The following is a 13,600-nucleotide window of genomic DNA, read 5'->3' as shown; positions in this document are numbered from 1 at the left end:
ACTTCATGTCAGACAAATTAGGCAGGAATGAAGAGTGTTGGTGTGGCAGCGGGCAAAAGTACAAAAAGTGTCATGCCAGCATAGAAGAAAAAATTAAAAGCTATGCCGCGAAAGGCTATGCGATACCGGACCGCAGCTTACTAAAAAACCAAAAACAGATTGAGGGCATCCGCGGGAGCAGTAAAATCAATATAGCCCTGCTGGACTATATAGGGGATTTTGTCGTCGAAGGTGTAACTACCGAAGAGCTTGATCGGCTCATCTATAACAAGACAAAGGAACTGGGCGGAATACCTGCAACCCTGAACTACAAGGGATATCAAAAAAGTAGTTGTATCTCTGTCAATGACATAGTATGTCACGGTGTCCCATCAAGGGGGGTAAGGCTGCGAAACGGGGATATAGTCAACATTGACGTTTCCACTCTCTACAAGGGGTTTTATTCAGATTCATCACGCATGTTTTGTATTGGTGAAGTCTCTGTTGAAAAAAGAAAACTTGTCACGGTGGCAAAAGAATGCACTGAGCTGGGAGTGCAAGAGGTTAAACCATGGGGATTTCTTGGTGATGTGGGGCAAGCGGTGAATGACCATGCCAAAAAGAACGGCTATACTGTTGTGAAAGAGATAGGCGGACATGGTATTGGGGAAAAGTTCCATGAAGATCCATGGGTGGGCTATGTATCTAAACGAGGTACAGGAATGTTGCTTGTACCTGGACTGATTTTCACTGTAGAACCGATGATCAATATGGGCAAGGCAGGAATAGTTCTCGACCAAAACGATGGTTGGACGGTTTATACAGCCGATGGCAAGCCCTCTGCCCAATGGGAAAAGACAGTTCTTGTTACGGATACAGGATGCGAAATATTGACGTATTAAAGCAGCATAGTTTGACGGTGGTTTCAGATTGAAGCCACCGTTTTTTCCTGTCCCGGTCCCCTTTTGCAGTGTAGGTGCACCCTCAGCCATTGCCTTAGTTGTGTGTAAGGAGAGTTTTTATTAAATAAAAGTTATAAAAAAATATTACATTTATTTAATTAGAACGCTATTTTATAAAAATTATTAAAGAGTTATAATAAGATAGATCAATTGGCAATAGTTACTTGTTTTTTCTGAAATTAAGCCAAAACGCAACATTATTTAAGAAACACCTGCAACAGTATTTGTGAAAAGGGAGGCAAAACAGTGTGAAAAAAATTAAATACAAAATACTATTATCTTTTTTAATTTCTTCAGGTCTTTTAATCGGGCTGTTCGGCGCTTATAACATTGTCAGTCTGATAGGCTGGAATCAGCTGGAGGGACAATCCATAAAAAAAATGCTGTATGATGATTACGATAATGTGATCAAAAGCGAAGTGGAGACCGCGGTCCATCTTGTGGATTTTTATTATAAACAATTCCAAGAGGGTCTGATGACAGAAGCAGAAGCCCAGGAAACGGCTAAAAAGGCAGTCAAAGGACTGCGCTATGGGAGCGAAGGATATTTTTGGATTGATGATGTTCATGGTATTCTCGTTGCCCACCCCATGCTTCCGGATCAGGAAGGAACGGATCGCCGGGAGCTGACCGATCCTAACGGAGTCAAGTTGATCCAACAGCTGCTCAAGGCGGCTCAGGAAAATGAAAACGGCGGGTATTCAGACTATATGTGGGAAAAACCCAATGATGTGGGGACAAACGAACTCAGCTCGAAACGAGCCTATTCCAAAGAATTTCAGCCCTGGAACTGGGTAATCAGCACGGGGAATTATGTGGACACGATTGATGCTTTGATAGAGGAGAAAAATCAGGAATTAGGGGACCATCTCAGGCAAATCGTCATGGTATCTGTTCTGATTACTGTCGCTGCCTTGATTATTCTGGCAGTCATTAGTTTACAAATCAGCCGGAGAATTTCCGATCCTCTCAACGCCCTGGTCAAGGCCTTCGAAAAAGATGCCAACGGGCAGATTTACATACAGGAAATCAACCATACTTCTCAGGACGAAATCGGCTTGCTGGCGAAAACCCTCAATGAACTGTCCGCTCAGTTAAGAAATTTTATCAGCGGCGCCCAAAACGGTGTACAAGATCTGACGCAACAAGCCAATGATTTCAATTCTTTGGCAGGGCGGGTAGAAGATACTGTCCAGGATTCGGCGGAAAAGACCGCCAGGATCAATGAATTGATGGAAGCGGTGGCAGCCTCTACCGGCGAAATCACCCGGGCTATTGAGGAGATTGATGCAGCATTGACCTCCATCTCCCAAAGAGCAGAAGAAGGGGCTGTTTCTTCCCATGAGGTAAGTGATAGGGCGCAAAAACTACAGGATGATTCCAACCATTCTATTAAAAAAACTAAGGCAATTTACGATACAACCCGTTCCGGTGTGGAACAGGCCATATCCGAAGTGAAAAAAGTAGAGGAAATGATTCACCTTTTAAGTGAGATAAACGCCATTGCCGATCAAACGGACTTATTGGCCTTAAACGCTGCCATTGAAAGCGCCAGAGCCGGAGAAGCCGGCCGAGGGTTTGCGGTTGTTGCCGATGAGATAAGAAAACTGGCGGAAAGTACGGCTTTGACCGTGCAAAAAATCGAAGGGATCTCTCGTCAGGTCATTGTTTCCGTGGATAAACTGGTGGACAATATCCGGCAGGTTCTGGTGTTTATTGAAGAAGATGTGCTCGCTAATTATGACAACATGGTAAGTGTAGGGGCGAAGTATGCCAGTGATGCCAAACATATCAATGCCATCATGCTGGAATTAAGTTCTACTTCCGAGGAAATCAGCGCGTCAACCAATGAAGTATCCACAAGAACAGGCGAGGTTTCCGGCAGTATTTCTGCAAGTGCCGAAAGCATTGAGGGGATTTTCCAGCAAACCGAAATGATCTTGAACCATATGAAGGAGATTAAAAGCAATTCAGAAAATAATTTGGCTACCGTGACAGATCTGAAACAGTATATCGATAAATTTAAAATTTAGATTAATGTCTGAAAGAAGGAGAAGAAAGATTTCCTCTTGATCGTCTATACTAATAAACAGAAGTCGTGATACTATGGAAAAAAGGAGGGGGAAATAGTGGTGGGATTTTCGTTAATGATGGTTTTAGGAATAGCCCTAATAGTCCTTGTTTTGGTTATTGCCGGAATTGCCTTAGCAGTGCGCTCACAACATCGGAATGAAGAACCATCCGAGCAAAAGGAAAGGGGAAAAGGAATGATTAAGACTGTATACACCTATTTGATATTGTTTGCTACCTTGATGATGACTATCGGGGGCAGTGTGGCGGCCTTTATGGCTGTGGCGGATCTATTGGCTCCCCAGAGTTACTATATGTCTTTCGAAGAATATAAACGGAACCAGAGCTACGATAAAGGGACAACGGAAACCACGCCCCCTGCTGTGGAAAAAAGCGAAGAACAGCTCAAGGCAGATTACCAGACCATGGTGAATGATGAGAAAAACAGATCCAGGGAGCGGGCCTTAAACAGCTTGATCAAAAGCTTTGGCTGGATCGTCATCCCTCTGCCGGTCTTTATCTATTACCAGCGTCGTTTAAAGCCGGAATAAGAAACAAAAGTGTAGGCTATGAGTCCTGTACAGAAGTGCAGCCCAAGGGCATTTGAACCTTGGGCTGCTTCTTTTTGCCCGATTAGCTGTAAATTCGTAAGCGATTCCGAATTTGGGGTAAGTATGGAAAAGTGGAGAAAAAGGAGCATGGCCGGCTACCCCTGAAAGTAGCTCTGCCATGCTCCCTCTACCGGTTTTTAGAAGATTACGCCCAAAGCAATAAGAATCAAGATAGCGATAGCGATAATGCCTACGCCGACCCCTGCACCCATGCCGCCGCTGACTGGCATAACAGGTTGAGGACAACATGCTCCGCCCATTCCCATATTACCCATTCCGAACATAGTTTTACCTCCTAATATTTTAGATTTTCTTTAGAATACGATTCCTAAGGCAATTAACAACAGAATGATAACCACAATAATCGCAATACCTGCACCGAAATTAGAACCGCCTGCGCAACCAGTGCCTAATGCCATTTTGAGTTCCTCCTTTGTGTGAAGATACTATAGCTTATGAACTTTTATAGAAATTGCCACAATATGGAAATATTATTTTAAAATAAAATTAGGTGAAAAATATTTTTTTCCCGTGTGAAAAAGCGAAAGGTTTTTGAATTGAAAGCGTTTATATAAGTAACACATAGTTCAAATTAACTTTTGAAGAGGAGCATTTTACTGGATTGAGGAGTGAGGTCTGAGACAAAAGAATGAAGATTTGTGATTTATTTAACGAGGAGGGGTGAATAAAATGTGGTTTCTGGCCTGGGAAAACAGCGTACGCCGCAAAGGACAATCTGTGCTCACAATGGCCATCACCGGGTTAACGGTATTAACCTTTGTGCTGACTTTTTCCGTACTATTCACTTTACAGGAGGGGTTAAAGCTATCCAATGACCGGCTGGGAGCAGATATTATCGTTTTACCTAATAAAAGCAACGCCGATGCCTTTCAAACGATCTTTACGGCTGAGCCCGTTAATATTTATATGAATCAGGAGGTCGCCCGGGAAATTGGGCAAGTCAAGGGGATAGAGCAGCTCACTTCCCAGTTCTTTACCCAAACTCTCGATCAGAGCTGCTGTTCGATAGGTGGGGCGACCCGTTTAGTAGGGTATGATCCGGCGACGGATTTTATTTTAGAACCTTGGCTAAGCGAACACAATCTTAAGGCTTTAGCGGATGACCAGGTTATTATCGGCGGCAACATTCCGGCTTTTTTGGGTAATCAAGCTTCAGTATTAGGCGGAGTGTTCACGGTGGCAGGCAGCTTATACCCGACAGGGAGCGGTATGGATGAGACCATCTTTATTAACATCAATGTTGCCAGAGAGTTAGCCCAGGATAGTCCCTACCTTCAGGGCCTGTGGAAGAAAGAAGCACCGGAAAAGCTTATTTCGGCAGTTTTGATTAAGACTTCCACGGGCTATGATCCGGTTCAAGTGGCTGAAGATATAAATAGCCTGGAGCTTGCCGTGGAAGCCGTGGCTACCAGTGAAATGGTCTCGGCTATGAGAACACAACTACTCATGGTCACGAGGCTGATACTCGGTCTTTGGCTCGCCCTGTTTTTTGTTGCCTGCTTAGCACTCATTGGTCGCTTCAGTGCTCTGGTCCGGGAAAGAAAAAAGGAAATCGGACTGCTTAGAGCCATCGGAGTGCAGAGGACAGAGGTCTTCAAACTCATCCTGCTGGAAGCATGGCTGCTGGCAGGGGCAGGGGGTGCAGCAGGCAGCATTGCCGGTGTGCTGGGAGTCAATTCGATTTTAACGGCGCTGAGAAGTTCCCTGGGCCTGCCGATGGGTCAGTGGTCCTGGAGCTCTGCCTTGGGAAGCGGTTTGTTAGGAATCTTCGTCGCTTTGTTCTTAGGGTTCATAGCCTCAGTGTATCCCGCATGGAAGAGTTCGCGGCTTGATCCGCAGGAAGCAATTGCCAGAGGGGAGGTGGATTAGAATTGACTCTTTGCAGACTGGAGAAAGTCAGTAAAACCTATGCGATGGGTGAAGTGGTTTGCCCGATCAATGAAGTTTCCCTCACCGTGGACAAAGGTGATTTTCTGGCCATCGAAGGCCCCTCCGGCACGGGCAAGAGCACACTGCTGTACATTATGTGCGGGTTGTTAAGGCCTACCGGCGGGGACGTTTTCTTAAAGGATGAGAACCTGAGCAGCCTGCCGGATACCAAGGTGACAGAGCTGCGGGGAGACCTTGTCGGCTTTGTGTTTCAGGAAACCAATCTTTTGCAAGCATTAACCGTGGAAGGCAACTTGCGGTTTGCCCAAAGTGTTGGCAAGGGGAAGAAGCCGGATGAAGCAAAAATCTCCCGCTATCTGGAAGAGCTGGGGCTGAGTTCAAGACGGGATTTTCTGCCGGGCCAGCTCAGTGTGGGGCAGCGCCGCAGGCTGATTGTAGCCAGGGCCTTAATCAATGATCCTCAGCTTATTTTGGCAGATGAGCCGACCAATGACCTGGATGAGATGTGGGCAGGGAAGGTTATGGCTCTTTTGACCGGGGCTGTGGGGGGCGGTGGTGCTGTCGTTATGGTCACTCATAATCCCCAATGGGCTGAAAAAGCGACTAAACGCTATCTTATGCAAGAAGGAAGGCTTGTGGAGAATGGGCAGATATAACAGGATCATTGTCTTATTGCTGTTAGCTGTTTCTTTAACCTTGACCGCCTGCGCCCAACCGGCCGGCACTGGGGAACCGGTTCAGGGAGCGGGGACCGGTGCTCAGATTCAGAATCAGGCTCAGGCTCCTGCTGAGGAACCATCTAATGAGCCTGCCGGCGAGCCGAAGAAGATGCCTGAGGAAGCGCTCTATGTCTGTCAGTATACAACCAATCAGGTTGCGGTCATCGACTTGGCAACCGGTGAAACGGTCAGGGAAATTCCTGTGGGAGCCAAACCCATTGCTCTGTTACAATCTCCCGATGGTCACTATGTCTATGTAGCCAATAGCGGCTCTGGTGATGTGTACAGGATAAGCACCGTTTCCGGGGAGATAGAAGCCAGGATTGCCATGGGCAATCAGCCGGTGGCGATGGCGATTAACTCAGCCGGGGATAGGCTCTATGTCCTGGATTATTACCTCAACAGGGTGAGTAGTGTCGATCTGAAAATCCGCTCTATGGTAGGGTTCTATCCTTTAAATACATGTGGCTTCGAAGAAAGGATGGAGCCGCCGGACTGCTGCCATGATATTTTCGGAGAGCCCTTAGGCGCCGGCCGCAAACCCTCGGCTATCGTTCTTGATGAAGCGGAGAACAAGATTTATGTAGGGAATATGGGCACCTGGGATATAGCAGTCATCGATCTGCAGGAAGGAAAAGAGGTGGAGGCCTATGATGCTGCCTTTGGCATTAATGAGATGATTTTTGCCGGCTCGGCTTCCCGACTCTATATTTCCGCTGCCGGCAATGAACTGGATATTAATGATGCGATCTTAAGCATGGACTTGAAGGGAGGTGGTAAGACGGACAAGGTTAAAGTAGGTGAGAAGCCGGTAAGCATTGCTTCCTCCCCGGATGGCACTATTTTATATGTTGTTACTGAAAAAGAGGCGAAATTAGTCGGGCTGGATACGGAGACAGGCCAGGTTACGGGTCAGTGTCTCTTAAGCGGCCAGCCCGGTGATCTGGCGCTTTCCAAAGCTGGGGATAAGGCTTACATTGCCAACCTGCTGGAAGGTACTGTTTTTGTAGTGGATACCCGTGATTATGAGATTTTGGAAACCCTGCAGGCCGGTGTGACACCCAGAGCACTTGTTTATAGTGATCATCGGCAGTTTTAGCCGACAAGGGTGGCTCGGTAACCTTGGACAATTGGTCAATCCGGTATTCAATGCATTTTTAAAGAGAAAAAAGGAAAGGGGACCTGGTCGATTAACGTTTATCTGGATAAAACCAAAAGTGTGGAAAGAAAGGAATGGGGGAAAGAACATGGAAAATGAAAAAAAGAAGGGTATCTCCAGACGTACTTTTCTCAAAACGACTGGTGCGGTAGCCACTACCGCCGCTATCGGCGGAGGGATCGGGTTGACGACACTGGCCGGTGATGTGGAGGCGGCTCCCGCCGATATCTCCAAGGCGGAGATTTTCACGTCCAGCTGTACCATGGAATGCCTGCATCACAATCTGAAAGCTTACGTGGTGGATGGAAAACTTGTCAAAGTGGAGAGCTGCGAAGCGGATGAAACGGTCGCCTGCCTGCGTGGTCTGGCCCGAACCCAATGGGTCAACCATCCCGAGCGGATCAAGATGCCGATGCTGCGGGATGGCGAAAAAGGCTCCAATCGTTGGCAAGAGATATCCTGGGACGAGGCCCTGGATCTGATCGTGGAAAAAATTAAAGAAACCCAGGCCGAACTGGGCAATCAAGGGATCTGCCTGCGTTCCTTTTCCGGTAACTTCGGCTCTCTCAGCAACGCTGTAGCGGCATCGTTCTTCAATTATTTGGGCGGATTTACCCCCGTTGTCGGTTCCCTCTGCTGTCAGGCTGTCACCGGGAGCATGACTCCCATCTTCGGCAGCCGTTACGAAGATACGCGGGATTCGATTCGGGATAGCCGTTATCTGCTGGCGTGGGGGAACAATCCCGCCGTCACCATGCAATCTTACTTTAAATGGTACCAGGAGGCCCAGGCTCAGGGGGCTAAGATGGTCACCGTCGATCCCCGCTTCAGCGAGACGGCAGCTCAGTCAGATGAGTGGGTGCCGATCATTCCCGGCACGGATACGGCATTGGCTCTGGGGATGATCAAGATCATCATCGAGGAAAACCTGTATGATGCCGATTTCATCCGCGCCCACAGCAGTCTGCCTTTCCTCGTCGCGGAAACGAGCGGCAAGCCTGCCCTTGAGGACGAAGAAGATCCCACTTCCTTCCTGGTTCTGGACGAAGCAAGCGGGCAGATTACCCGGCATGATGGGCCCGGTGTTGTTCCGGCTTTGACGGTCAGGAACACAGCCTGGGCAAGTCAATATAAGACCCAATTCGATATCCTGGCGGATGAATGCCGGCCCTGGACCCCGGAAGAAGTGGAGAAAGAGACCGATGTTCCCGCTGCGTCGACCATCCGGATGGCGCGGGACTATGCCACCATCAAGCCGGCTATGCTCATCCAGAATATGGGCGGCTTCCAGCGCACGGAGTGGGGGTCCTACGCGGCGGCGGCGCATATGTATCTGGCGGTTTTGACAGGGAACATCGGCGGCCGCGGCAATGGCATCTGCGACGCCGGCGGGGTGACGACCTCTATCAAAGTGGGCAATGCCATCCCTTCGCCCAAGCCCCAAGGCGAGTTCGGCGCGGTGCGGGGAGCACGCTTTGGCCGGGATATCCTGGAAGATAAGCCCAATAAGATCGGGTTTCTCTGGACCATGACCAGCAGCATTATGACCCAAAACCCTAACACGGGCGCGGTAAAAGAAGCCCTGAAGAAGATTCCCTTTGTGGTCACAGTGGATAGCCTGATGACGTCCACCGCTCTCTATTCCGATCTCGTGCTGCCCTGTACCACCATCTTTGAAAGTGAAAATGTCCTCGCTTCTTCCCGCAGCCATTACGTGCAGCTGATGGAAAAAGCCGTTGATCCGCCTGGCGAGGCCCACGATGACTTGTGGATCTTTACCCAGCTCGCTAAAAGATTGGGCTTCGGCGACGCTTTCGACAAGCCGGTGGCCGAGCATATCAAAGCCGTCCTGGAGCCCACAGGGATCACCTATGAAGAGTTGCTGGAAAAGAAATGCATCAATCCCCTGCCGGAGGTCTATATACCTTTTGAGAACGGGATCTTCAAGACGCCGACCCAGAAAGCGGAGTTCTTCGTCTACGATTGGCATGAGAAGGGGTTCAACCCTATGCTCGCCTATATCCGCGCTGAAGAGAGCGTCAAGGGGAATCCGGAATTGGCGGCCAAATATCCTCTGGCCTGCGTCCAACGCAAAACAAACCGTACCATCCATTCCACCTTCGGGTCCCTGCAGTGGTTGAACCAAGCTGTATCCGATGTTCCTCACGTGATGATTCATCCCGACGATGCCGGCCCCCGCGGGATCGCCCACGACGATTGGGTCATCCTTTACAACGACCGGGGCCAGCACCGCTGCAAAGCCAATGTCAGCGCCCATATCAAGCGGGGTGTCGTAACGGCGGAGAACGGCTGGTGGGAGCAGCAAGGCGGCAGCAGCAGCTATATCACCAGCGATTTTGTCGAACATTTAAGCGGCGGCCAAAGCTGCAACAATACACTGGTTCAAGTACGAAAGGAGGGCTAAAAAATGTCGGGACAAGTCGGCTTTTATATCAATAGTGAGGGATGTTATGGATGTCAGACATGCCAAGTGGCGTGTATGTCGGAGCAAAAAACCGCGCCGGGCGTGAGCTGGCGCCGCGTCCGTCAGTTGGACACGAACAATCCCCCTTCCCATGTCAACATTTCCATGGCCTGCAATCATTGTCAGGACCCGCAATGCCTGCTCAATTGCCCGGCCGGCGCTTACACGCGCCTGGAAAACGGCATCGTCTACCAGGATCACGCCAAATGCCTTGGCTGCCGGATGTGCACTTACGCCTGCCCCTACGGCGCACCTCAATATGATCCGGTGGAAAAAAAGGTCAGCAAGTGCAGCTACTGCAAAGAACGGGTGGAGCAAGGGCTGATGCCGCGCTGTGCTGAGGCCTGCCCGGGCGGTAACATCATCGTCGGCGATCTGGCAGAGCTTGAGGCCCGCTATCAGGGCGTGCGGGAGATTCCCGGCATTACGCCGAAGGCGGAAGTCACCAAACCATCGATCCTCATCAATCCGGCCAAGCCGCATAAAAATTAGGGAGGGAATCGGATATGCATAACTGGGAAATCCCGTTGGTCTTGTTTACCGTGCTGACTCAGTGGGCGGTGGGAATCGCCCTCATTTTGACAGTCGTAGAATTTTTCTTTGCTAAGTTGGTGGCCGGGGGCAGGGAGAAATTCCTGCGGCCGGCCGGTATGATGACCCTGCCTCTCGTCGGGGGAGGTCTCCTCTTTTCCGTCTTCCATCTCGGCCAGCCCTGGCAGGCGGTGACGGCTCTGAGCAATTTAGGAACAGCGGCTCTCAGTCTGGAAGTGCTGCTCTTTGCCTTGGTCGCTCTCCTGGCACTGGCCTACAGCTACATCTGGTGGAAGAAAGCCGATCAGGCCGGAGTGCGTAAATTGGCCGGCCTTGGGGTGAGTGTAGTCGGGCTGGCCGCTGTCGCGGTGAGCAGCAAGGTGTACATGTTGCCCGCCCGGCCGGCTTGGAACAGTTGGACGACGCCGGGAGCGTTCCTGCTGACCGCCGTTGTGCTGGGAACCTTCACCGTCCTCTTTTGCCTGGGCAGAAGTAAGGATAAAGAGGTGGCACCGGGCATCAAGAGTTTTTCGATGGTGGCTATGGCCGCCCTGGCCGCCGGGCTGCTGGTTTTATCCGGTTCCGGCGCTATGGCTGGTAATTCCGCTGAACAGGCCGCTGTGGCCTTGGGCATGTTTTCATCGCCGGTCTTTTACGTGCGGGCGATCTTAGGCGTCCTTGTGCCTGCAGCCTGTGTCGGCCTGGCCTTGCAAGCCGAGGGAAGGTCGGCCCTTTTGGGCCTCGGTTTGGCCGGTGTTCTGGTTGGCGAGATTTCGGGACGAATTTTGTTTTACGCTTCGACCATGGCGCTCTATCCCTGGTTTTAAGAATGCCAAGGGCAAAATAATAAAGCAATAACCAACAACTCTGAAGGGAACACCTTCTTGGTTGTTGGTTATTGTTATTAATAAGACAAGGGTTGATCAGGCTCTTTTGATACCACTGCTCATAAGCAGGGGTATTTTAACAAGTTCTCCTGCTTGTGTTGTCGACTTAAAAATACAGTCCTTTTCTTCCCTGATATCGATGTTTTCCAAGCCGGCTTCATTGAACCATTTGGTCATTTGGTCCGGGCTGAAGCCGGACCATAGATCTTTGTTGTTTTTGGTAAACAGATTGTAATTGTGAGAACCAAAATCGCCGATAATCAGCTGACCTCCAGGCTTAAGGGTTCTGGTCATTTCTTTGATCGCTTTACCGGGATCGTAAAGATGGTGAAGCACAACCAGGCAATACCCGATATCCAGGGTTTCACTTTCCAAAGGGATAGAATTTAAATCCGCAGGCAAGCACTGGATATGGCGGAGACCTTCGCGCTTAAAACGCTGTTGGGAGAAGTCAACCATCTTCGGTGAGATGTCGAAGGCGTAGGTTTTTTCAAGATTTACTGAGGAAGCAGCCTTCAGTGTAAACTGTCCGGTTCCTGAGCCGAAATCCCCAATGATTTGGGGGTCCTTATTGAGCACTCTGTTTAAAATAGCCTGATCCAGGTGAAAGGGGTAAAGAGAATTCCTGAACTCATCAAAAGAGAGGGCAGAGTTATCAAAGTAATGCTTAGCCTTATGGACGATCTCCTGTTCCGGGTCTTCCGGCCAGGCATCGATGCCGAACCAGCGGTATAAGACTGTGTATTCTTTAGGAGTGAAAAGGCCTTTGTTTATCTTTGTATAAGGAGTCATGATCAGTTTAATGAACTTGTTTCTTGCCCGATTCAATAAAGAGGTATAGGCTGACACGCTGATTCCCATAACTCTGGCAGCGTCGTCATAGGACAATCCTTCGATTTCGCGGAGGAGCAGTGCGGTTCGCTGTTCACTTTTCAATAGATTTAAAATCTTATAGATTTGTTTGGCTGTCTCTTTATTTTCAATGGCCGCCAGTGGCTTGGAAGATTCATCTTCACACTCGAAGGCATCCTGAAGCAGCAGCTCTCTGCCGCCCCTGCGTTTGTTTTTACGCCAATAATCATGACAGAGATTCCTGGCTATGGTATGCAGCCAAGGGGAAAGATTATGCTCTGATCTTGTGCCAAGATTAACGAAGGCACGCAAAAAGGTTTCCTGTGCTAAATCCTGGGCGCAATCTTCGTCCTGGATTAGCCAGCGAATAAAATTATAGATGCAGGGATAATATTGCATGAAAACATCATCGAATTTAAATGGTTGTTCGGCTAAATCTGTAGACATTATCCCTCACCCCTTAAAATGTAATGATTGAACCGAATATTATAATAGCCAATAAGCTAGGAAATTACAATTCAAAGCCGAAAGTCAAATCTGACTCCTTAGTGTTATTATAACTTATATTTAAAATTAGTACACTCTATTACGTCCCTCGTTCTTGGCCTGATATAGATTATTGTCTGCCATAGCTATCAACTCCGCGATGTTGACAACTCCGGAATCTTTGAAGATCGTCTGGACGCCTATACTGCAGGTAATATTTATGGCTTTTCCTTTAAAATAAAAGGGATAATGTTCAATTGCTTCTCTGAGTCGGTTGGCAATGCTTCTGGCGACTTTTTTGCCACTGCCGGGCAGACAGATGAGGAGTTCGTCGCCGCCGTACCGGGCAACCCAGCCGCTTCCTCTGCGGAGCTGCTTTTGCAGGAGCAGAGCCAGCTTTTGAAGCACCTGGTCCCCTGCCGCGTGTCCATTTTGGTCGTTGATCTTTTTAAAATAGTCGATATCTATAAAGAGAATACTTAAGGGCCGAGCCAGTTCAAAAGAACTTTGTATATCAATAGGCAGCCGTTCGTCGATATAGCGGCGATTATAAAGTTTGGTAAGGGAGTCCGTGATCGCCATTTCCTTGATTTGATGGATGGATAAATTTTCGAAGTGGTAAGATTCCAGGCTGAAATACGTATTTTGCCGGATAAGTTGTTTGAATTCCAATGAATAAGGTCTGCCGGCAATGAGGACGGGTATTGTAGTTATGGTAGTGAGGGAGTTATCACTTAACAGAACTCTGAAGGCAGCATTGGCAGAATGGTAGAAGCCAGTGTCGAGCTTATTAAGATGATCAGAGGAGAGATTCAGCTTATACCCGCTCTTCGCGCTCTCATAAATGATCTTATGGTCAGTGTCGGTAATGCAAATCGATGTATTTGCCGATTCCAGTGCCTGAATGATGGTTAAGGCTTCTGCTAAAGTGTTAAAAACCATTTGTTA

The 13,600-nt window shown here is 48.8% G+C and carries 12 protein-coding genes; 9 read left to right on the top strand and 3 right to left on the bottom strand.

Annotated elements, in window-relative coordinates; all coding sequences use genetic code 11:
* Window positions 1-5 precede the first annotated feature (5 nt).
* From DHAF_RS17360 to DHAF_RS17350, 3 genes are all read left to right on the top strand, one after another.
* On the top strand, window positions 6-881 hold the full coding sequence (locus DHAF_RS17360; RefSeq protein ID WP_015944617.1) for a methionyl aminopeptidase: 876 nt from the start codon (window positions 6-8) through the stop codon (window positions 879-881).
* A gap of 308 nt (window positions 882-1,189) precedes the next feature.
* Window positions 1,190-2,974, top strand: a complete 1,785-nt coding sequence (locus tag DHAF_RS17355) for a methyl-accepting chemotaxis protein (RefSeq protein ID WP_005810968.1) — start codon at window positions 1,190-1,192, stop codon at window positions 2,972-2,974.
* 96 nt (window positions 2,975-3,070) lie between these two features.
* The gene (locus DHAF_RS17350) at window positions 3,071-3,562 is read left to right on the top strand and encodes a hypothetical protein (protein ID WP_011460257.1); all 492 of its coding nucleotides are present in this window, start codon (window positions 3,071-3,073) and stop codon (window positions 3,560-3,562) included.
* Between the two features lie 197 nt (window positions 3,563-3,759).
* Here the strand turns inward: DHAF_RS17350 and DHAF_RS26150 are convergent, their stop codons facing one another.
* Complete coding sequence (locus DHAF_RS26150) at window positions 3,760-3,906, bottom strand: hypothetical protein (protein WP_015944616.1); 147 nt, start codon at window positions 3,904-3,906, stop codon at window positions 3,760-3,762.
* A gap of 406 nt (window positions 3,907-4,312) precedes the next feature.
* Here DHAF_RS26150 and DHAF_RS17340 point away from each other — a divergent pair, with 406 nt between their 5' ends.
* The 6 genes from DHAF_RS17340 (at window position 4,313) to DHAF_RS17315 (ending at window position 11,254) form a co-directional block, all read left to right on the top strand.
* Window positions 4,313-5,512, top strand: coding sequence for an ABC transporter permease (locus DHAF_RS17340; RefSeq protein WP_011460255.1), 1,200 nt, complete (start codon window positions 4,313-4,315; stop codon window positions 5,510-5,512).
* Between the two features lie 2 nt (window positions 5,513-5,514).
* On the top strand, window positions 5,515-6,189 hold the full coding sequence (locus tag DHAF_RS17335; RefSeq protein ID WP_011460254.1) for an ABC transporter ATP-binding protein: 675 nt from the start codon (window positions 5,515-5,517) through the stop codon (window positions 6,187-6,189).
* Entirely contained in the window at window positions 6,176-7,351 is a 1,176-nt protein-coding gene (locus DHAF_RS17330; RefSeq protein WP_005810979.1) for a YncE family protein, read from the top strand. The genes DHAF_RS17335 and DHAF_RS17330 overlap by 14 nt, the downstream gene beginning before the upstream one ends.
* Before the next feature lie 148 nt (window positions 7,352-7,499).
* Window positions 7,500-9,836 (top strand): molybdopterin-containing oxidoreductase family protein, encoded by a 2,337-nt coding sequence (locus DHAF_RS17325; protein ID WP_011460252.1) that lies wholly within the window; start codon window positions 7,500-7,502, stop codon window positions 9,834-9,836.
* A gap of 75 nt (window positions 9,837-9,911) precedes the next feature.
* Entirely contained in the window at window positions 9,912-10,388 is a 477-nt protein-coding gene (locus DHAF_RS17320) for a 4Fe-4S dicluster domain-containing protein (RefSeq protein ID WP_005810983.1), read from the top strand.
* 14 nt (window positions 10,389-10,402) lie between these two features.
* The gene (locus DHAF_RS17315) at window positions 10,403-11,254 is read left to right on the top strand and encodes a dimethyl sulfoxide reductase anchor subunit family protein (RefSeq protein WP_011460250.1); all 852 of its coding nucleotides are present in this window, start codon (window positions 10,403-10,405) and stop codon (window positions 11,252-11,254) included.
* A gap of 96 nt (window positions 11,255-11,350) precedes the next feature.
* Here DHAF_RS17315 and DHAF_RS17310 read toward each other — a convergent pair whose 3' ends face one another.
* Both DHAF_RS17310 and DHAF_RS17305 read right to left on the bottom strand, forming a co-directional pair.
* The gene (locus DHAF_RS17310; protein ID WP_005810987.1) at window positions 11,351-12,613 is read right to left on the bottom strand and encodes a sigma-70 family RNA polymerase sigma factor; all 1,263 of its coding nucleotides are present in this window, start codon (window positions 12,611-12,613) and stop codon (window positions 11,351-11,353) included.
* A gap of 126 nt (window positions 12,614-12,739) precedes the next feature.
* Window positions 12,740-13,594, bottom strand: coding sequence for a GGDEF domain-containing protein (locus DHAF_RS17305; RefSeq protein ID WP_015944613.1), 855 nt, complete (start codon window positions 13,592-13,594; stop codon window positions 12,740-12,742).
* Window positions 13,595-13,600 lie beyond the last annotated feature (6 nt).

It is taken from the genome of Desulfitobacterium hafniense DCB-2 (genome assembly GCF_000021925.1).
GTDB classification, from domain to species: domain Bacteria; phylum Bacillota; class Desulfitobacteriia; order Desulfitobacteriales; family Desulfitobacteriaceae; genus Desulfitobacterium; species Desulfitobacterium hafniense.
The sequence above is the reverse complement of the archived record's forward strand: the minus strand, read 5'-3'. Positions and strand labels throughout refer to the sequence as shown.

Excerpts from the sequence above, each read along its gene's own strand:
- DHAF_RS17360 (WP_015944617.1), top strand. The coding sequence starts at position 6 with ATGTCAGACAAATTAGGCAGGAATGAAGAGTGTTGGTGTGGCAGCGGG.
- DHAF_RS26150 (WP_015944616.1), bottom strand. The coding sequence starts at position 3,906 with ATGTTCGGAATGGGTAATATGGGAATGGGCGGAGCATGTTGTCCTCAA.
- DHAF_RS17340 (WP_011460255.1), top strand. The coding sequence starts at position 4,313 with ATGTGGTTTCTGGCCTGGGAAAACAGCGTACGCCGCAAAGGACAATCT.
- DHAF_RS17330 (WP_005810979.1), top strand. The coding sequence starts at position 6,176 with ATGGGCAGATATAACAGGATCATTGTCTTATTGCTGTTAGCTGTTTCT.
- DHAF_RS17325 (WP_011460252.1), top strand. The coding sequence starts at position 7,500 with ATGGAAAATGAAAAAAAGAAGGGTATCTCCAGACGTACTTTTCTCAAA.
- DHAF_RS17320 (WP_005810983.1), top strand. The coding sequence starts at position 9,912 with ATGTCGGAGCAAAAAACCGCGCCGGGCGTGAGCTGGCGCCGCGTCCGT.
- DHAF_RS17315 (WP_011460250.1), top strand. The coding sequence starts at position 10,403 with ATGCATAACTGGGAAATCCCGTTGGTCTTGTTTACCGTGCTGACTCAG.
- DHAF_RS17310 (WP_005810987.1), bottom strand. The coding sequence starts at position 12,613 with ATGTCTACAGATTTAGCCGAACAACCATTTAAATTCGATGATGTTTTC.
- DHAF_RS17305 (WP_015944613.1), bottom strand. The coding sequence starts at position 13,594 with ATGGTTTTTAACACTTTAGCAGAAGCCTTAACCATCATTCAGGCACTG.